Genomic DNA, 19,048 nt, shown 5'->3' with positions numbered 1-19,048 from the left:
AGGGGCGGAAAAATTGGGGCGGATGCAAAGCGGGTGAAAGTGCCCGGTAATCAGGAGTCGATTACTAAATTCGGCGCCTGCTCCAGCAGGGGGGGCTTTGCGGCGAGCGGCGCCGTATCGCGAGAGCGCAAAGCGTCTCAGGGGGTCTGACCCCCAATTGAACTTTGACCGCCCCACATGTGCGACCCACGCTGCGCACCTCTTATTTTAAGCCGTTCCCGCGAAATCTCAGGAAACCATTCCGCCATGTCCGAAAAACCGACCATCATTTACACTAAAACTGACGAAGCTCCGGCCCTCGCCACCTACTCGCTGCTGCCGATCGTGCAGGCGTTTACCAAGCATGCGGGCATCGCCGTAGAGACACGTGACATTTCGCTGGCTGCGCGCGTCCTCGCCCAGTTCCCCGAGAAGCTCAGCGACGCGCAGCGCACGCCCGACCACCTCGCCGAGCTCGGCGCGCTCACGCTGCGCCCCGAAGCCAACATCATCAAGTTGCCCAATATCTCGGCCTCGCTGCCGCAGCTAAAGGAGGCCATCGCCGAGCTTCAATCGCACGGCTACCCGATCCCCGACTATCCGGAAGTGCCTGCCAACTCGGAGGAGCAAGACATCAAGGCCCGCTACGACCGCGTAAAGGGCTCGGCCGTGAACCCTGTGCTGCGCGAGGGCAACTCCGACCGCCGCGCGCCCAAAGCCGTAAAGCAATACGCCCGCGCCCACCCCCACTCGATGGGGGCCTGGTCGGCAGACTCAAAGACCGCCGTGGCGACGATGGCGGGCGACGATTTTTACGCCAACGAGCAGTCCACCACCCTACCCGCTGCGACGACGGCGCGGATCGAATTCGTCCCCGCAGACAGCGCGGGCCCGACCAAAGTCTTGCTCGAAAAACTTCCCTTGCAGGCGGGCGAAATCATCGACGCTACGCGCCTCTCCAAGCGCGCGCTCACTGCGTTTTACGCCGAGCAAATCGCGCGGGCGAAGGCCGAGGGCGTCCTCTTCTCGCTGCACCTGAAGGCCACGATGATGAAGGTCTCCGACCCGATTCTTTTCGGCCACGCCGTGCGTGTTTTCTTCAAAGACCTGCTCGCCAGACACGCCGCCACGCTCGACGCGCTCGGCGTCGATTTGAACAACGGGCTGGGCGATCTTCTGGAGAAAATCAAGACCCTGCCCGATGCGGAGCGCCGCGCGATTGAGGCCGATGTGCAGGCCGCGCTCGCGAGCGGTCCGGCAGTGGCGATGGTCAACTCCGACCACGGCATCACCAACCTGCACGTCCCCTCGGACGTGATCGTCGATGCCTCCATGCCCGCCATGATCCGCGCGGGCGGCAAGATGTGGAACGCGCAGGGACAGCCCCAGGACACGCTCGCCGTGATCCCCGACCGCTGTTACTCGGGCGTTTATCAGGCGGTCATCGAGTTCTGCAAAACGCACGGCGCGCTCGACCCCAGGACGATGGGCTCGGTGCCAAACGTCGGCCTCATGGCCCAGGCCGCCGAGGAGTACGGCTCGCACAACAAGACTTTTGAAGCGCCCGCCGACGGCACGATCCAGATCGTCGATGCGGGCAGCGGCGCCGTGCTCCTCGCGCACCGTGTCGAAGCGGGCGATGTGTGGCGCGCCTGCCAGACCAAGGACGCCCCCGTGCGCGATTGGGTAAAGCTGGCCGTCACCCGTGCGCGCGCTTCGGCCACGCCCGCCGTTTTCTGGCTCGACAAGGCACGCGCTCACGATGCGCAAATCATCGCCAAGGTCGAAACGTACTTGAAAGAGCACGATACCAGTGGGCTCGACCTGCGCATCTTGCCCCCGGCTGAAGCCTGCCGCTTCAGCCTGGAGCGCATCGTGAAGGGGCAAGACACGATCTCGGTCACTGGCAACGTACTGCGCGACTACCTCACCGACCTGTTCCCGATCCTCGAAGTCGGCACCTCGGCAAAGATGCTCTCAATCGTGCCGCTCATGAATGGCGGCGGCCTGTTCGAGACAGGCGCAGGCGGCTCGGCTCCCAAGCACGTCGAGCAATTCGTCGCGGAGAGCTACCTGCGCTGGGACAGTCTCGGCGAGTTCTTCGCGCTTGCGGCTTCGCTGGAGCATCTCGCCCAGAGCTTCAGCCACGCTCGCGCCAAACTGTTGGCCGAGACACTGGATGCGGCCAACGGGCAGTTCCTGGAGAATAACAAATCGCCCGGCCGCAAGCTCGGCACGATTGATAACCGCGGCTCCCATTTCTACCTCGCGCTTTATTGGGCGCAGGCACTGGCCGCACAAAGCGCTGATCCCGAGCTTGCCGCGATCTTCCGCCCGTTCGCAGAAAAACTCGCCGCCGCCGAAGCCCAGATCAGCACCGAGCTGCTCGCCGTGCAAGGCGCACCAGCCGATATCGGCGGCTACTACCAGCCGGACGATACGCTGGCCGCCAAGGCCATGCGGCCGAGCCAGACCTTTAACGCGATCCTCGCTCAGCTATGAGCAGCACTCGCGACGACCGCGCCACAGGAAATCGCACCGGTAGCGCGGGCCAGTCCGCCCGTGCTACCCGCGGCCCGAGTGAAACGCCTGCCCGCCCCCTGCGGCTTGTGCGGCTGGTGACGCTGGTCGAGGCCACATCCTTCCTGCTGTTGCTGGCGGTCGCCATGCCGCTGAAATATTTGGCCGGGCTGCCGCAGGCGGTGCGCATCGTGGGGATGCTGCACGGCGTGCTGTTTTTGCTACTCTGCTGGGCACTGCTGCAAGCGGTGCTCGATGAGCGGCTCAGCGCGAAACGCGCCCTCGCTACCTTCGCGATTACCTTCGTCCCGGTTGCGCCGTTCTTCTTCGATAAGCGGCTCAAGCAATGGGAGCAGGAATAGGGGGACAGGAGGCAGGTGCCGCCTGTCGGCCCTGCTCAGCGCTCCCGATCCCTGCGCTGGTCGCGTAGCTCTGCCATCAGTGCCTCAAAGCGCGCGTCCAGTTTTTCCTCCAGCCGATCCATGCGCGCATTCGTTGCGCGTATGTCATCCTTCAGATCCCGAATCTCGGCTTTCAGTTGGGCAGCGAGGTTATCGATTCGCGTATCAAGCCGCGATGCAGTGGCGTTCAAATTCCCCTGCAACATCAGGAACGAGCCCACCAGGCCAATCAGCACTGTAGCGATCGCCCCCATAATCCACTTTGCCAAGCTCCACCTCAAATCGCCCAAGTCGGTTTTTGTTGCCAGGTTCGGGACGATGTCCTGCCAGCGCGTCTCCAGCACCACCACTCGCTCCTCTATCGTCGCAGCCCGAGAAGGCGCCACCGCTTCCGCTTCGCGCACAGCTTCTCTCTCTGCTGAGCGAGTGCGCGCAGCCTCTTCCTCAAGGGCAAGAGCTTGAGCACGACTCGGGGGAATTGCAGGGGCGGTAGCCATGAGCGTCCAGTCCGCCGCTCCACGAAGCGGGGCAAATCGCCCGCGTCAAGGGCTCCCTCTGAGAGTGGTGCCCGGAAAAGGACTCGAACCTTCACGCCTTTCGGCAACGGCTTCTAAGACCGTCGTGTCTGCCATTCCACCACCCGGGCAAAACGGGAAGAGAGGGCGCACAGGACCGCGAAACCTGGGCGCAAAGTCCACGAAAATTTCTGAACCCGTATTGCCCGTACATAAGCTAAACCAAGCGCGACTTTCCTTGTTGGTCTCTTTGGTTGGCTTCGAGGCTCCTAAACCGCGCCCATCTGTTCGCGGTAGAACTCTGTGCACAGTTCGTAGATGGCGGTTGGGGAGCTGAGTGTGAGGGCGCGCTCGGCCAGGCTCCGCGCTTTCTTCAGTGCCATTTTTCGCACGAGGTAGCGGACCGCGGGGATCAGTGGCGGCGTCATGCTCAGCGCGTCGATCCCGAGCCCGAGCAGCAGCGGTGCGAGGATGGGATCTCCGCCGACTTCGCCACAGATGCCCACAGGGATTTCCCGCGCATGCCCCGCTTCAACGATCCGGCGCAGCGTGCGCAACACTGCCGGATGGGTCGGCTCGTAGAGGTGGGCGATCCGGTCGTTTACGCGGTCAATCGCGAGCAGGTACTGAATGAGGTCGTTTGTCCCTATGCTGAAAAAGTGGCATTTATCGGCCAGGATGTCGGCAGTCAGCGCCGCACTGGGGATCTCGATCATGGCACCGACTGGCAGCGCTTCGTCGAAGGGCGTGCCGGCTTCGCGCAGCTCGGCCTTGCATTCCTCCAGCAGCGCGTTGGCGCGCGCGAGCTCCTCGCTGCCGCTGATCATGGGGTACATGAGGCGGACGTTGCCGTGTGCGCTGGCTTTTAAAATCGCGCGCAGCTGGCTCTTGAAAATTTCGGGGTATTCGAGGCAGAGCCGTATCGCACGAAACCCGAGGAAGGGGTTGTCCTCCTTGTGCGGCGAGAAGAAGTCGTGCCCGCCGCTGCCGCACAGCGGTTTATCGCCGCCGATATCGAGCGTGCGAATCGTCACAGGCTGTGGCGCGAGGGCGGCGGCAACCTGGGTGTAGGCGAGTGTCTGCTCGGACTCGGTGGGAATCCGCGCGTTATCGAGGTAGAGGTATTCGGTGCGGTACAGACCGACGCCCGCGGCATTGTAGCCCGCTACGAGCTGCACTTCATCGGGCCGCTCGATGTTGGCCAGCAGCGTGACTTCCGCGCCATCGAGCGTGATTGCGGGCTGGGTGTTGGCCTTGAGGAATTCGGCTTCGAGATGCTTCTTTTGCTCCTGGATCTGGCCGTAGCGGGTGAGCGTGGCCTCGGTCGGGTTAAGGATTACGCGGCCCTCATAGCCGTCGACGAGTGCCCAGTCTCCATTGCGCGCGCGGCGGGTCAGGTCGTGCATGCCCACGATGGCAGGCACCTTCATGGAGCGGGCCACGATGACGGCATGGCTGGTCTTGCTGCCCGAATCGGTCACCACAGCGAGAGCCGTGCTGCGGTCGAGGGCCGCTGCGTCGGAGGGCGATATGTCGCTGGCGACGAGGACGCGCTCGCCGGCGAGCGTGCTCAGGCTGGTGTCGGCCTGGCCGAGCAGGCTTTGCAAAACGCGCTGGGCGACATCGCGGATGTCGCTCGCTCGCTCGCGCAGGTACTCGTCGTCGATCTCGCTAAACGCCTTGATGTAGCGCCGCGACACGCGGTTAAAGCAGGTCTCCACATTCAGCCCCGTGGCCTCCAGCTCGCGGATCGTCTCGCCGATGAGTGCCTGGTCTTCGAGCACCATCAGGTGCGCATCGAAGATGCGGGCCTCCTCCTCGCCGATGTTGCGGGAGACTTCGCTCTGCACCTTGGCGATTTGCTGGCGGGCCTGGAGCAGCGATTGCTCGAAGCGGGCGACCTCCCCGCTGCGTTTGGCCGCATCAATCGGGTAGCAGGGGACTTCGACGAGGTTGCGCGTAAAGAGAAACACTTGCCCATAGGCGATACCCCCGGATGCGGGAATCCCGTGTAGCGTGGTTTCTTTCTTTTCTAGCTTGTCCGCCATAAAGGTTGAGACACCGGGCATAGGGGCGGCCCGGCGGCGCAACCACGATAACGCGGAGCGCCCGCGGCGCGGTCAACGTGATTTACGCCCCTGCGATTTCCACGACGCGCGTAAACGCAGTCGGCCCCCAGAGCGCGTGCACGCAGTCCGTCAGCTTTTCTACGAGAGCTCGCTCGGCAGCCAGAGCTCCGGAGGGAGCCGCTGCACCGGCTACGGGCTTGTCCGCATATGCGGGCAAAAACGCAAAACATGCGCTGCCGCTGCCGCTCATCCGCAGGGTCAGCCCGAAGCGCTCGCGAAACTCGGTCGCCAACACGGGCAGCGCCGGATATTTCGCGAAGACGACTGGCTCCATGTTGTTAAACGTGAGTGCCCCCAGCATTCGCACATCGGAGGCGCCCTCCCCTATCGCACGACGCCAACGCTCACAAAGCGCCTCGGCCTCCTCTTCCGCCAGGTAAACGCTGCCGCTCGCAAGACCGGCGGCCCGCGCCCTTTCGCGCATCTCCCCATAGGCCCAGGCCGTGTTTACGCCAAAGGCCGGTTTGCACAGGAACAGTCGCTGTCCGCGCAAAAACGCGGATGCAGCGGAGGCAGAAACTGCGCCGCTGTCCGCCGTCGCCGTGGCACTTGCGCTTCGATTCAAGGGCTTCACGCGCTCGCCGCTGCCGCGCATGATGGCAGGCCGCCCGTGCACGAAAAACGTGCAGTCCGCGCCGAGCTGCGCCGCCAGTTCGCCCAGTGCCGCCTCGCTCAACGCACAGCGCGGATTTTCCGCTGCCGCCAGCGCATTGAGCCCGCGCAGCGCGGCCACCGCATCACTGCTGCCGCCTCCCAGCCCTGCGCCCACGGGCACGCGCTTTTTCAGGATAAAGTCCACCGGTCGAGAAAACCCGGTGGCCGCGCGAAAGGCAGCCGCCGCGCGTTGCACCAGATTGTCCGCACTCGCCGGAACTTCGCAGGCCGGCGTGGACGCCTCGCAGCGCAGCCGCGTCTCGCCACTCTGCGCGCCCGCTCCTCCCGCCCTTCCTGCCCCTTCCGCCAATACCCGCAACTCCAGCTCGTCTCCCCAATCGAGCGGCACGGCCAACGACACGAGATCGTGAAACCCGTCACTGCGCTGCCCCGTGATGGCGAGAAACAGGTTAACCTTTGCGGGAGCGTGGAGCGTGAGTCGTGTCATCGCGGGAAAGAGGGCCACCAGCCTTGGTGAAGTTTTCTTGCAAATCCAGCCCCGTGACCCCGCGCTCCTACGGCCTATGCCCTGCGAACTCATCCTCGCACTCGATGCCCAACGCATCGCCGATGTCGCCCCCGCGCTGCGCCAACTCCAGGGGACTGTGCGCTGGGCCAAAGTGGGGCTGGAGCTGTTTACCGCCTGCGGGCCGGACTGCGTGCGCGAAATCGCCGATCTGGGTTTCCAGGTCTTTCTCGATCTCAAGCTCCACGACATCCCCAACACTGTCGCCAAGGCCGTCGCCTCCGTCGCCGCGCTACCGATCCGGATGCTCACGCTACACACCAGTGGTGGCCGCGAGATGATGCAGTGGGCCGCCCGCGCGCGAGCCGAGCATGCGCCCGAGCTGCTGCTCCTCGGCGTAACGGTGCTCACCTCGACCGGCGCGGACGGACTGCGCGAAACCGGAGTCGCCGCCAGCCCTGCCGAGCAAGTGCTGCGGCTGGGCACACTCGCCACCGAAGCGGGCTTGAGCGGCCTCGTGTGCTCGCCGCTGGAAATCGCTCCGCTGCGCGCCAAGCTCCCCGCAAACGTCACGCTCGTGACTCCCGGGATTCGCCCCAGCGGTGCCCAGGTCGACGATCAATCGCGAATCCTGACACCCACCCAAGCGGCCCGCGCAGGTGCCAATTTCCTCGTCGTCGGCCGCCCTATTTTCAAGGCGCCCGACCCGGTCGCTGCCGCCCGTGCAATCCAGCAGGAAATCGCCACGAGTGCGGCAAACGCCCCCGCCGCCAGTGCGCGCCCAACCGCCGAGCCCGTGCGCGAGCCGGCCCCCATCACCCCATGAGCCGCACCGCAGCAATTCTCCTCGCGGCGGGCAGCGGACGGCGGATGGGCGCCGATGTGGCGGACAAGATCCTCGCTCCGCTCGCGGGACTCCCCGTCTTTGCCTATTCCGCAAAAGCCTTCGCCGCGAGCGGCGTCATCGATCACTACGCCATCACCTACCGCGATCAGCGCCAGCTCACCGCGCTGGCCGCTCATGCGCCGACGCCCTCGGTGTTGGTCAAGGGCGGACGCGAGCGCCAGGACTCGGTCATGAACGCGCTGGCCGCCCTGCCTGATGACATCGAGTATGTGTTTATCCACGATTGCGCGCGCCCCCTGATCCTGCCCGAGCAGCTCCGCGCGTTGCACAAAATCGTCCGCCGCGAGCAGGCTGTCATCCTCGCCCAGCGCGTGGCCGACACGATCAAGGAACGGCGGGCAGGCGACACCTTTCGCACGCTGCCGCGCGAGGCGCTGTGGGCCGCGCAGACGCCGCAAGTCTTCGCGCGAGACTTAATCGTCCGCGCTTATCAGCGCGTCGCCGCGCGCGAGCTGCGCATCACCGACGATGCCGCCGCAGTCGAGCTGTTGAAACAGCCAATCGCGATTTTGGAAAACCCGCACCCCGCACCCAAGCTCACCACGCCCGCTGACTTCGCCTGGCTGGAGTTCTTGCTCGCGCGCCACCACGCCACAGTCACCGAGTCCGCCGCCCAGGCGACCGCGCGTTAAAAAAAACGAGGTGCTCGCTCGCCTCCCGCCACTCTTCCTTTCCCGCTCCGCCTGTTTCGCGCTCCCTCTTCTTTCGCCATGTCTTCTGCGCCGCCTTTTCGCATCGGTTACGGTTACGACATCCACCGCCTCGTGCCCGCTGCTGAGTCGGGCCGCCCGCTCGTTTTGGGCGGCGTACATTTTACCGAAACTGATTGCGCACTCGACGGACACTCCGATGCCGATGTGCTCACCCACGCGATTTGCGATGCGCTGCTCGGCGCGGCGGGGCTGCCCGACATCGGCCACTTTTTCCCCAATACCGATCCGGCGTTCAAGGACATCGATTCCCAAAAACTCCTCCTCCAAACCTGTGCCGAGCTGCGCAACCGCGGCTACGAAATCGGCAATATCGATGCCTCGCTCGTCGCCGAAAAACCGAAAATCGCGCCACGGCTCGCCGAGATGAAAGCGCGGCTCGCCCAGTCAATGCAGGTCGCCTCCGAGTGCGTAGGGATCAAGGCCACGACCAACGAGGGCGTGGACGAGATCGGGCGCGGCTTGGCAATCGCTGCCCACGCGGTCGCGTTAATTTACCAATCTCGCCAACGATGAAGGCGCGCGCAGGTGCCACGATTCGCTGGCCATTTATTGCCCGTGGGGCGCACGCGAGAAAGCAAGGCGCGGGCGGCGGGCGGCGTCTTGTTTTTGCGACTGCGCTTACGGCTCTCGCCGCAGGCCTCGCCCTTGTGGGCTGCATGCCACGCGAGACGCCGGTCGAGCGCGGCAATCGCACCCAGGTCCTGCACCGCAGCCTCAGTGCGGATGTGGCCGAGCTCGATCCGCACCTCGTGACCGGGCTGCCCGAAATCGCGGTGGTCACTGCGCTCTTTGAAGGACTGGTCGCAGAAGATCCGCGCGACCTCAGCCCCGTGCCCGGCGTCGCCGCGCGTTGGGAAATCTCTGACGACGGGCTGCGCTACACCTTTCACCTGCGGCCCGAGGCGCGCTGGTCAAACGGAGCCGCCCTCACCGCCCAAGACTTTCTCGCCAGCTACCGCCGCGCCCTCTCGCCCGCGCTCGGCGCCGACTATGCCTCTGCACTCTACCTCGTGCAAAAAGCGCAAGCCTACCACCGCGGGCTGCTCGACGATTTTTCCCAAGTGGGCTTTGTGGCACCCGATCCGCACACGCTCGTCATCACACTGGAGCATCCCGCGCCGCAGTTTCTCGCCGAGCTCACGCAGCCCGTCTGGTTTCCCGTTTACTTGCCTGCGGTCGAAAAAACAGGCGCCGCAGATGCGCGCGGAAACCCTTGGACGCGCCCCGAAAACTTCGTCGGCAACGGCCCCTTCACGCTCAAGCAGTGGCAGCCCGACCGGCGAATCATCGTCGAGCGCAACCCCTATTACTGGGACTCGGAGACGGTGCGGCTGAGTGCCATCCACTTTCACCCCTCCAGTAGTGTCGAAGCCGAGGAACGCGCCTTTCGTGCCGGACAAGTTCACCTCACCGAGGCTCTCCCGCTCAGCAAGATCGAGCGCTACGCGCGCCAGCAGCCCGAGCTGCTGCGCGTGGATCCGTTTTTCGACACCTACTTTTACCGGCTCAACGTCACCCGCCCCGTCCTCAACGAAGCCAGGATTCGCCGCGCCCTCTCGCTCGCCATCGACCGCGAGGCGATTGTCCGGCTCAGCGGCGGGCGGCAACGCGTAGCGGCGAGCTTCACGCCGCCGGGTCTGGCGGGCTACACACCGCCGCAGGCCCTGCGCTACGACCCGCAGGCGGCGCGCGCGCTGCTGGCCGAAGCGGGCTACCCGCAGGGCCGCGGCCTCCCCACGCTCGAACTGTTGATCAACAACTCCGACAACCACCGCACCATCGCCGAGGCCATCCAGGCCATGTGGCAGCGCGAACTGGGGATCCGGATTACGATCGTGAACATGGAGCAGAAAACCCTGCTCTCGCAGCGCCGCACGCTCGACTACCAGATGCTGCGCTCCGACTGGGCGGGCGACTACCTCGACCCGGCCAGCTTTCTGGAAATCTTTAGCAGCACCTCGGGGAATAACCACACTGGCTGGAGCTCGCAGGAATACGACTCGCTGCTCTACCGGGCCGCACGCACAGCCGATCCCGCAGCGCGCTACGCCCTGCTCGCCCGCGCCGAAGAGATCCTCCTGCAAGAGCTCCCCATCATCCCGATCTACTACGCGGCGACCGTGCGCCTCGTCCACCCCAGCCTCCACGGCTGGCACCCAACTCTGCTCGACCGCCACCCCTATAAACACCTCTGGCTGGAACCGTAGCCGACATGTCGATACACCCGCGCACAGCTACTGTGGGATTGGGCTTTTACGCGGTGGGGCAGCATGGCATGGATTGCATTAACTGTTCCCGCCTTAACACCCGCCATGACTGCTGCTACCGCTTCCTCCGCCCCGACACCGCCCCCCGACCCGCGAGAAATCACTTATGTGATCGGGCACAAAAACCCCGATGCAGATGCGATCTGCGCCGCGATTGCCTACGCCGCTTTCAAACAGCAACGCGGGGAGCCCAACTTCGTCCCCGCCCGCTGCGGAAACTCCAATGCGCGCATCGACACCATCCTGCGCCGCTTTAATCAGCCGCTGCCGCTATACCTGAGCGACGTGCGTCCGCGCGTGCACGACCTCATGGTGCGCGACGTGATCCACATCCAGGAGGGAGCGACTTGTGTCGAAGCGCTCGAAGCCTTTGAGCGGCACGGCGTCAGCGTGCTCCCGATCACTGACCCGGATCGCAAAATCCTCGGCACGCTTACCCTTGCGCAGATGGGCGGCTTCTTCGTTCCCCACATCAAAGACCCGCGGCGGATGCGTGAGGTATACACCAGCTTGAGCCGGATCGTGCGCTCGCTCTCGGCGACCATCCTCACGGCGACCGATGAAGACCGGCTGGAGCCGCTTCACCTGCACATCGCAGCGATGGACATCGGCAGTTTTTGGAAGATCTCCGAACGCGAGAAACTCTCTGCCGCCCAATCCATAACAATCGTCGGCGACCGGCGCGATGTGCAGTTGCGCGCAATCGAGATCGGTAGCCGCGCGCTCATCATCAGCGGCGGGCGCAGCGTCGATCCGGATGTCGTGGAGCTCGCTGCCGCTCGCCAGGTCAGTATCATCTCCAGCCCGCACGATACCGCTACCACCGCGTGGATCGTGCGCGCGGCCTCAACTCTGGACGGCATCATTGAGCGCAATTTCGACACCATCAGTGCCGAGCTGCCGCTCTCCCTTGCGCGCAAAAAATTCAGCCCCAGCTCGCCCCACGCCGTCCTCGTCGCCGACGAGCAGGGCACGCTCCAGGGCATCCTCACCAAGAGCGATCTGCTGCGCCCCGTCGGCACACGGCTGGTCCTCGTTGACCACAACGAGATCACGCAAGCCGTCCCCGGGGCCGAGCAGGCGCGTATCGTCGAGATCATCGACCACCACCGGCTCGGGCCGATGAGCACCCAGCAGCCGATTCTGTTTATCAACGAACCGGTGGGCTCGACTTGCACGATCGTGGCCGACCTCTACCGCCGCGCTGGCCTCAGTCCCTCGCCCGACCTGGCGGGCATCATGATGTCCGGCCTGGTGAGCGACACGCTCATGCTCAAAGGCCCCACCGCTACGCCCAAAGATGCGGAGGTCTTGGGGTGGCTCTCGCAAATCGCGGGCGTCGATCCCCAGCAGCTCGCCGACCAGATTTTCAGCTCCGGCTCCGTGATCCTGGCCAGCCCGGCAGCTCAGGTCGTGCGCGCCGACTTCAAGATTTACAGCGAAGAAGGCGTGCGCTTCTCCGTCTCGCAGGTCGAGGAGCTCGGCTTTTCCAATTTCTGGAAGCACGCTGAGCCCATCTCCGATGCACTACAGGAGCTGCTGGATGCGGAGGGCCTCAGCTTCTCCTGCCTGCTCGTTACCGACATCAATACGCAAAACTCGATCCTCCTCGTAAAGGGCGACTCCAGCGTCATCAGCCGTATCACCTACCCCCATGTGAAAAACGAAGAGAGCTTCGACCTGCCCGGCATCGTCAGCCGCAAGAAGCAACTCATCCCTTACCTCGGCAGCCTGTTGCGCGAAATGGCGAGCGATGAAGCGCTCCCCGCTCCGCGTGCGCCGCGAAGCGAGTAGGCCGTCTGCGCCGCGAAGAGGCGGGGCAGGCGTATGCAACGTGCGCCATTCGTCGGGCCTCTCGCATTTCCAATCACACCGCTTCCTGCCACATACACACTTCCCTTCTTCTTCCCGGATTTCCAAAAAAACGCCTGCATACACCATGCCCGATAACGCCGCCGTCACAGCCGCCGCCGCCTCTGCCACTCCGACCGACTTCATCCGCGACATCGTCGCCACCCACGTCGCCGAAGGCCGCTACCCTCAGATCGTCACGCGCTTCCCGCCCGAGCCCAACGGCTACCTGCACCTCGGCCACGCGCGCGCCATCTGCCTGAGCTTCGGCGTCGCCCGCGAGCAAGGCGGCCGCTGCCACCTGCGTTTCGACGACACCAACCCCGCCAAAGAAGACAGCCACTACGTCGAGGCCATTACCCGCGATATCCGCTGGCTCATCAGCGGCTGGGCCGATGCGCAGCTCACCTTCAAGCCGCGCGGCGCCCAGCCCGAAACGCGCACCGGCGATGACGGCCGCTCCGACCGGCTCGTCCCGCACTGCCCCGCCGACAGCCCGGACGCCGAACCCTACGCCGCCTCCGACTATTTCGAGGCGCTCTACGACTACGCCGTCGAGCTCATCCGCCGCGGCAAAGCTTACGTCTGCGACCTCAGCCCCGAGGACACCGAACGCTACCGCGGCACACCCACCCAGCCCGGCCAGAACAGCCCCTGGCGCGAGCGATCAGTGGCCGAAAACCTCGACCTCTTCGCGCGCATGCGCGCAGGCGAGTTTCCCGATGGAGCGCGCACCCTTCGCGCAAAGATCGACATGGCCTCGCCCAACCTCTGGCTGCGCGACCCACTCCTGTACCGCATCCGCCACATCGCCCACCACCGCACTGGCGACCAGTGGTGCATCTACCCGCTCTACGATTACGCGCACTGCCTGAGCGACTACCTCGAAGGCATCACCCACAGCTTTTGCTCGCTGGAGTTTGTCGTCCACCGCCCCCTCTACGATTGGGTGCTCGACAGCCTGGAGCTCCCCCGCCCCCGCCCGCATCAATACGAATTCGCCAAGCTGATCCCCAGCTACACGATCATGAGCAAGCGCAACCTCCTGCGCCTCGTCCAGGAACGCGCGGTTGAGGGCTGGGACGACCCGCGCATGCCTACGCTCGCGGGGCTGCGCCGCCGCGGCGTCCCCGCACAAGCGCTGCGCCGCTTCGTTATCGGCACAGGAATCACGACACACGACGGCGGCCTCACAGACATTGCGCTCTTCGAACACACCCTGCGCGACGAACTAAATAAAAGCGCCCTGCGCCGACTCGCCGTCCTGCGCCCGCTCAAGCTCGTCCTGACAAACCTTGCCGAAGGCGAGGCGATCCCCTGTGCAGCGACCAACGACCCGCAGTCCAGCGAGCCCACGACCCGTATCGTGAACCTCACCCGCGAAGTGTTTATCGAGCGCGACGACTTCGCCGAAGTCCCGCCGCCCAAGTTTCACCGCCTCAAACCCGGTGGTGAAGTCCGCCTCAAATACGCCTGCATCATCCAGCTCGACGAAATCGTAAAAGACGCCGCTGGAAACCTCGTCGAGCTCCGCGCCACGGCCCAACTCGACACCCGCGCAGGCCAGCCCAACTCCAATAAAAAAGTCAAAGGCACGATCCACTGGGTCAGCGCCAGCGAATCAATCGAAGCGCAAGTGCGCCTCTACGACCGGCTCTTCACCGTGCCGGAACCCGCCGCCGAAGACGACTTCCTCAAAGTCCTCAACCCGCACTCGCTGGAAATCGTTAACGGCGCCCGACTCGAACCCAGCCTCGCCGCCGCCCGTCCCGGCGAACCCGTCCAATTCGAACGCCTCGGCTACTTCGTCCTCGACGCTCAAGCCGACGCCAACGCTTTAGCGAGCACACGCGAAGGCGAAGCCACGCTTGCCAGCGCCTCCTCCCCCAGTGCCCAAAACGCAGCAGAGAAACTCAAGGCCCAAGTCACAACCCGCCCCGTTCCCCTCATCTTCAACCGCACCATCACCCTGCGCGACAACCGCTAAGAAAAGCCAGCAGCAGCAGGTGCAGCCCTCTTCGAAAGGAGCTTTGCCCCTAGGGGCAAAGCTGGAACGCGCCGAGACCTCTATCTATAGTTTTCTTCATCAATCACGAGCACGACATCCGCTACACGGCGCGTCTCATCATATGGCTTCAAATTTGGAGCCCCAACAACTTTGCCTTCAATGACCATTGAAGTCGATCGTGGGCCTCCGTCCAGGTTGGCGAAGTTTATCAACCCAAGAAATAGACCTACATCCGTTAATTCACTGAAGCCAGCTCCCACACTGTCCCATAGAGGAGTATCGACATGGACAACGAGTAGATAAATCTTGCCATCGGCATCAGCCCCCATTGCCGTACGCGCAGTAACATCATGATGCCCCTGCGGTACAGGGTGCCCGTCAACAATGAAAGGTTGCGCGGTATACAGGGCATTTAATCCGGTTCGACCGGGAACACTCAGGTCCAGTTTTAGGGGGTTCCCAGAGGCCTTATAATTGTCCAAAATTGCCCTTTTGTCTCCAGTGGCCATTATGAAGTATCCAACACCAGTGGAAGCCTCACTAATCAAAGTTAATGCTATATGCCCAGGAAGTTTCCCATGCGTATAGGCCGATTCCATAAAAACAGACTCTCTCATCGCGACGAGCTCATTATCTTTAGGCATTCGGTCAATACCATCCAGCTTCGTGCTTTTCCCCTCTCCCCATTTGAGCTCAGGTATGGGAGGGACTTGATCACTAATTTTTAAAGATATCCCCCCATCTTCATGATTTTCGATATGGATTGATCTAGCTCTTGTATTAGGTTCATGATGCCACAGCCCCTGTACAATGGAGACTCCGGAAGGAACACCGGCAATCTCATCAATCGAATACTCAAACCAGCTCCCATTAATGGCAACCACCGCATTGTGCTTAAGTGCTAACTCTAAAGGACTCGCCCGCCAGACGGTCTCCGACCAAGACGAAATCACCTTTCCCTTATAAACTTTCGGATCCAATATCACTATATCTAGCACATAGGGGCCAACTGGCCCCTCAGGGCGATTGTCACCAGGTAGCTCCGCAATCTGTACACTGCAGGGAATTTCACGCGCCGCAAGTTTCAACTCTTCTATGCTGTCAAACTCTCCGGCAGTCAGCACATAACGAAGCCCAGAGTCAGGCACTGTCTCCACCTTTTCACGAACTGTATAGCCCGCGCGCTCCAGGCAGGCGCGCATTTGGTCACGCCCCGCCTGATCCCGCTGTACACTCAGGAATGTGAACTTGGGGCGCTCCACCCTGCCCTGCATCCCACGCTCGACGTGTACATGGGTAAGCCCCGGGCGCAATTCCTTTACAGTACGCACCTCGGGCAGGTCGGGTCGTCCAAGCGGAAATCCTTCTCGAGGGAGATCCGCCTGCCCCCAATGGGGAGTACCAAGCAGCGAAAAAAACAGTAACAACGCTATGGATACCAACGAATTAATGAATCTTGAGTTTTTTATGGGCATACAGGAGATAGAACTAGGGGAAAAGGGAGGGGCCCGGCGAGCAAGGGCGGGCAAATGACTTTGGTCAAGGCCATGAATAAATAAAAAGGCGGGGCGCATAAAACGCCCCGCCCTGTAACCAGATTAGCCCATTATAATTGGTAAGCTTTAGAAGCTATAGGTCGTGGTCAAGCGGATGTTACGCGGCGGTACAATCCCGATAGCGTGACGGCCACCGGAGGTATGAGGCTTCTTGGAGTCTAGTAGATTATCGACGTTAAGCTGGAAGCTAACCTCGCCTAACTTAAAGCTGGCCCCTGCATTAAAAAACGTCCGCTCAGGCAAGTAAAATCCAGGCATCTCTAGTACATCAAGAGGAGTCCTCGCCCCTCTATTTTCTCCTGAGACATCCCCTGCGTGATTAAAGCCTAGGTGCATAGCTAAGCCTTTCATTTTCCCTTCAGGGAACTTATACCGAACCATACCATTGAGCATCGTGTCGGGGACGTTAGCCCTTCGACGACCAAAATCGTCGCGCATCTTTTGGGAAGTAAAGCTCCCCAGAACGCTAAGGTTATTTGTAATCTGACCAGCGACATCGACCTCTACCCCTTCATTAGTAATATTCCTTAGAAGGTTAGGATAGAGGGGGCGCTCTCCGGGCTGGAGCGTAATACCACGGTTTAAAGGGTTGCCTTGTGGAATGTTAGTTTTCCTGATTTCAAAATAGGAGGTCGTCACGGAAAGCCTTCGATCGAAGAATGTTAGCTTTAGTCCGGCCTCTTGCTGCTTACCGTCTTGCCAAATGGGTTGATCCCCCCGCTCTCGCCCTGTGTACCAAGAGCCTTGCTCCGTATTTAGTGTGTGCGCCAAATACACCGAGACGTCAGGCCTAACTTTGTACAAAAGACCAAAGGAGGGAGTCATCTTCGAGTGCCCTCCTGAGGAGTTGACAATTCCTTTGCGGCTGTGACCATCGGAGTGAGTAACGTTGCGGTTACTGTACTCCCGACGAGACGTCCCAGCCGTCCAGATCAGCTTACCTTTAAAAGTGTCTACTGAAGTATTCACATAATGCTGTGTATTAATATCACGAATCGTCTCCGAGCTATCTCCCGTGCCTCCAGGCCCTCCGTTGCGGTTCTCGGGCAATCCTTCCCTGACCCAGTTTAGTGATGCGGGCTTTGACGGGTGGGGCAGGAAGGACCGCACGTTAAGGTGATAGTCCAAGTCGTAAACATCTGTTATTTCTTCACCAGGAATTCCCCACGAACGTGTCCGATTCTTTTGCCGTCCCCGCGAAACACCTGTAACAATATTGAGTGTCAACAAGGGCTCCGTGCTTGATCCGCCAAAGTCAAACTTGCCGCTAAGATCCGCTTGGAGAAAAGTCCCTTCGGTCCAGTATTGCCAATAGTTCTCAGTCAGATACACCGCTCGGACAGATTCCTTAAAGTCTATTGGAGTAGAGATGTAGGGATTAGTGGTCTCATCGTAAGGAAGCGAGGAGTCTTGAAGACTCCATCTCTCGTGTTCTGTCCAATCACCTGTATATGGATTTACTCGATTCCCCAGGCCTGGCCTCCACATCCACAGGCCTCCAGTAGAATTTTGTATGTGTGAATAAGTCTTGAGCGCAGCCAGTCGCAGGTTCATGCGATCTCCTATGGCAGTGGTAAACTCCGCCGTACCACGCCGCATTTTCTCATCGCGTATCGTCCAATCTGGGAAGCCGTTAGCCTCAAAGGGGACATAGCCGGGTCTAAAGTTGTCAAGCGAGCTGGAAACAGTTCCACCAACTGGAAAGTCATCGCGTAGGTAAAGGTTATTGGCATTGGCAGCTTGGGCTCCACTTTGTCCCCAGTTATTGAAAAAACCCTTAAGTTTCAATTGTGACCTCTCTGTAATTTTCCAAGTCAGCATCGGGTTTACTGTTTTGTTCCAAAGGTGCCCGGGAACATAAGATTTAGCATCGCGATACGTCGCTATGACACGATAAGCAAGTTTGTCTGAGCCAAAGATGCGGCCAGTAGAATCAAGAGTGCCTTTATTCCCAAAATATTGATCTGCCACCTCGGCTTTAAACGTGTGGCGCGGATCGTCAAACTTGGGGGACTTGGTAAGAATATTTGCTGAACCGCCTGGAGGGCCGCTGGGAGCCAAAATCGAGTGAGGCCCCTTTACCACCTCGACTCGATCAATAACTGCTGACTCAAGCGCTGACCAAGTCGTACTCGGGGTGAAGTTATCAGTCGTGCTTCCAAAGATTTCAAAACCACGAACGGTCTGCCGCTCCTGGACGCCGTTAACACCTCCGAGAACAGGGTAACTTACCCCGGAGAGGTATTGTGTCGCATCAAGGACAGAGGCCGCTCCAATATCGTCCATAAATTCACTCGTTACGACCTGAATAGAAGTCGGTGTATCAAGCAGAGCTCTGCGAACCCTGGAGGCAGCCGAATCAGTTACAGTATAGCCACTCACACGGTCAGAGGAAACCTCGAAGGGGGAGAGGTAAACGGTCTCTTCATCGTCCGCTTGATCGGAAAAAGAGCGAGGAGGATTTGAACTTTGGGCGTGGGATGCTAGCGGTATGCCCAAAGCGAGTAATGTAGGCACAAGCCAAGATTGCAGTTTCATATGCTTTTTAGGTTTGGGGTTGGGTTATACTAAGCCGCTCTGAAAACTGAGCGGCTTGGGGAAAGGCACGAAAAAGCCCGCTGCTCGCGTAAGTACACGGCGAGTGCAGCGGGCATGAAAAGGTGATATATAAGCTTCCTCTAGACGGGGCTTCTCATGAAAGCTAGGTCCAGCAAGTAGGGCCGCTTGCCCCTCTGGAAAAAGAGTGAAATCTTTACTTGACGGGCGAGTTAGCGCGTCAACATGAGCTCGACAGCTCGACAGCTCGACAGCTCGACAGCGGCCCAAGTTCTGAGCAGACACTGCGTGTCTGCTGCCAGCCCACGGCGCAAGCAAGTGCAAAGGCTACGCCAGCAAAAACGACTCAACGGAGTTGTCCAAACCAAGGGCATCAGGGGTACAGGGGTGAAAGCGGTCAGGGGGTGACCATGCGACCGAATGTGATAAAAATTTCGGAGCGCAAGCTTTTATTTTACCCGCGTTGGCTTTCTGGGGTTGGGGCAAGGGCTTGTACGATTCTGGCTTGCGAGGCGCAGCTGGCGGC

At 61.3% G+C, this 19,048-nt stretch carries 12 protein-coding genes, 1 tRNA gene and 1 pseudogene; 8 read left to right on the top strand and 6 right to left on the bottom strand.

Annotation, left to right across the window (positions count from 1 at the left end; all coding sequences use genetic code 11):
- Positions 1-246 precede the first annotated feature (246 nt).
- The gene (locus AXK11_RS05390; RefSeq protein WP_068630069.1) at positions 247-2,481 is read left to right on the top strand and encodes an NADP-dependent isocitrate dehydrogenase; all 2,235 of its coding nucleotides are present in this window, start codon (positions 247-249) and stop codon (positions 2,479-2,481) included.
- On the top strand, positions 2,478-2,861 hold the full coding sequence (locus tag AXK11_RS05385; protein ID WP_082780922.1) for a DUF3817 domain-containing protein: 384 nt from the start codon (positions 2,478-2,480) through the stop codon (positions 2,859-2,861). Before AXK11_RS05390 ends, AXK11_RS05385 begins: the two co-directional genes overlap by 4 nt.
- A 35-nt stretch (positions 2,862-2,896) precedes the next feature.
- Here AXK11_RS05385 and AXK11_RS05380 read toward each other — a convergent pair whose 3' ends face one another.
- The 4 genes from AXK11_RS05380 to AXK11_RS05365 form a co-directional block, all read right to left on the bottom strand.
- The gene (locus tag AXK11_RS05380) at positions 2,897-3,397 is read right to left on the bottom strand and encodes a hypothetical protein (RefSeq protein WP_156469217.1); all 501 of its coding nucleotides are present in this window, start codon (positions 3,395-3,397) and stop codon (positions 2,897-2,899) included.
- Positions 3,398-3,462: 65 nt separating this feature from the next.
- Positions 3,463-3,546: transfer RNA gene (locus AXK11_RS05375), tRNA-Leu, on the bottom strand.
- 138 nt (positions 3,547-3,684) lie between these two features.
- Positions 3,685-5,484, bottom strand: a complete 1,800-nt coding sequence (ptsP, locus tag AXK11_RS05370) for a phosphoenolpyruvate--protein phosphotransferase (RefSeq protein ID WP_231865770.1) — start codon at positions 5,482-5,484, stop codon at positions 3,685-3,687.
- 61 nt (positions 5,485-5,545) lie between these two features.
- Entirely contained in the window at positions 5,546-6,646 is a 1,101-nt protein-coding gene (locus tag AXK11_RS05365) for a 4-(cytidine 5'-diphospho)-2-C-methyl-D-erythritol kinase (RefSeq protein WP_231865769.1), read from the bottom strand.
- A gap of 76 nt (positions 6,647-6,722) precedes the next feature.
- Here AXK11_RS05365 and pyrF point away from each other — a divergent pair, with 76 nt between their 5' ends.
- The 6 genes and pseudogenes from pyrF to glnS form a co-directional block, all read left to right on the top strand.
- Positions 6,723-7,490: an orotidine-5'-phosphate decarboxylase gene (pyrF, locus tag AXK11_RS05360; RefSeq protein ID WP_082780921.1), complete on the top strand. Its 768-nt coding sequence runs from the start codon at positions 6,723-6,725 to the stop codon at positions 7,488-7,490.
- Entirely contained in the window at positions 7,487-8,203 is a 717-nt protein-coding gene (gene ispD, locus AXK11_RS05355) for a 2-C-methyl-D-erythritol 4-phosphate cytidylyltransferase (protein ID WP_068630061.1), read from the top strand. Before pyrF ends, ispD begins: the two co-directional genes overlap by 4 nt.
- 78 nt (positions 8,204-8,281) lie before the next feature.
- Positions 8,282-8,797 carry a 2-C-methyl-D-erythritol 2,4-cyclodiphosphate synthase gene (ispF, locus tag AXK11_RS05350; RefSeq protein ID WP_068630059.1) on the top strand — a complete coding sequence of 172 codons (516 nt, stop codon included), beginning with the start codon at positions 8,282-8,284 and terminating at the stop codon, positions 8,795-8,797.
- Positions 8,798-8,940: 143 nt separating this feature from the next.
- Positions 8,941-10,491 (top strand): peptide ABC transporter substrate-binding protein, encoded by a 1,551-nt coding sequence (locus tag AXK11_RS05345; protein ID WP_068630146.1) that lies wholly within the window; start codon positions 8,941-8,943, stop codon positions 10,489-10,491.
- Positions 10,492-10,596: 105 nt separating this feature from the next.
- Complete coding sequence (locus AXK11_RS05340; protein ID WP_068630058.1) at positions 10,597-12,345, top strand: putative manganese-dependent inorganic diphosphatase; 1,749 nt, start codon at positions 10,597-10,599, stop codon at positions 12,343-12,345.
- Between the two features lie 145 nt (positions 12,346-12,490).
- Positions 12,491-14,218, top strand: a pseudogene (glnS, locus tag AXK11_RS05335) (glutamine--tRNA ligase); the annotation flags it as partial.
- A gap of 251 nt (positions 14,219-14,469) precedes the next feature.
- Here the strand turns inward: glnS and AXK11_RS09430 are convergent.
- Together AXK11_RS09430 and AXK11_RS09425 are read right to left on the bottom strand one after the other, a co-directional pair.
- Positions 14,470-15,885, bottom strand: a complete 1,416-nt coding sequence (locus tag AXK11_RS09430) for a phosphodiester glycosidase family protein (protein ID WP_197456815.1) — start codon at positions 15,883-15,885, stop codon at positions 14,470-14,472.
- Positions 15,886-16,032: 147 nt separating this feature from the next.
- Positions 16,033-18,504 carry a TonB-dependent siderophore receptor gene (locus AXK11_RS09425; RefSeq protein WP_082780918.1) on the bottom strand — a complete coding sequence of 824 codons (2,472 nt, stop codon included), beginning with the start codon at positions 18,502-18,504 and terminating at the stop codon, positions 16,033-16,035.
- Between the last annotated feature and the right edge of the window lie 544 nt (positions 18,505-19,048).

This window comes from Cephaloticoccus primus, from assembly GCF_001580015.1.
Taxonomy (GTDB): domain Bacteria; phylum Verrucomicrobiota; class Verrucomicrobiia; order Opitutales; family Opitutaceae; genus Cephaloticoccus; species Cephaloticoccus primus.
Note: the sequence above shows the minus strand (reverse complement) of the source record. Positions and strands in the feature narration are given on the sequence as shown.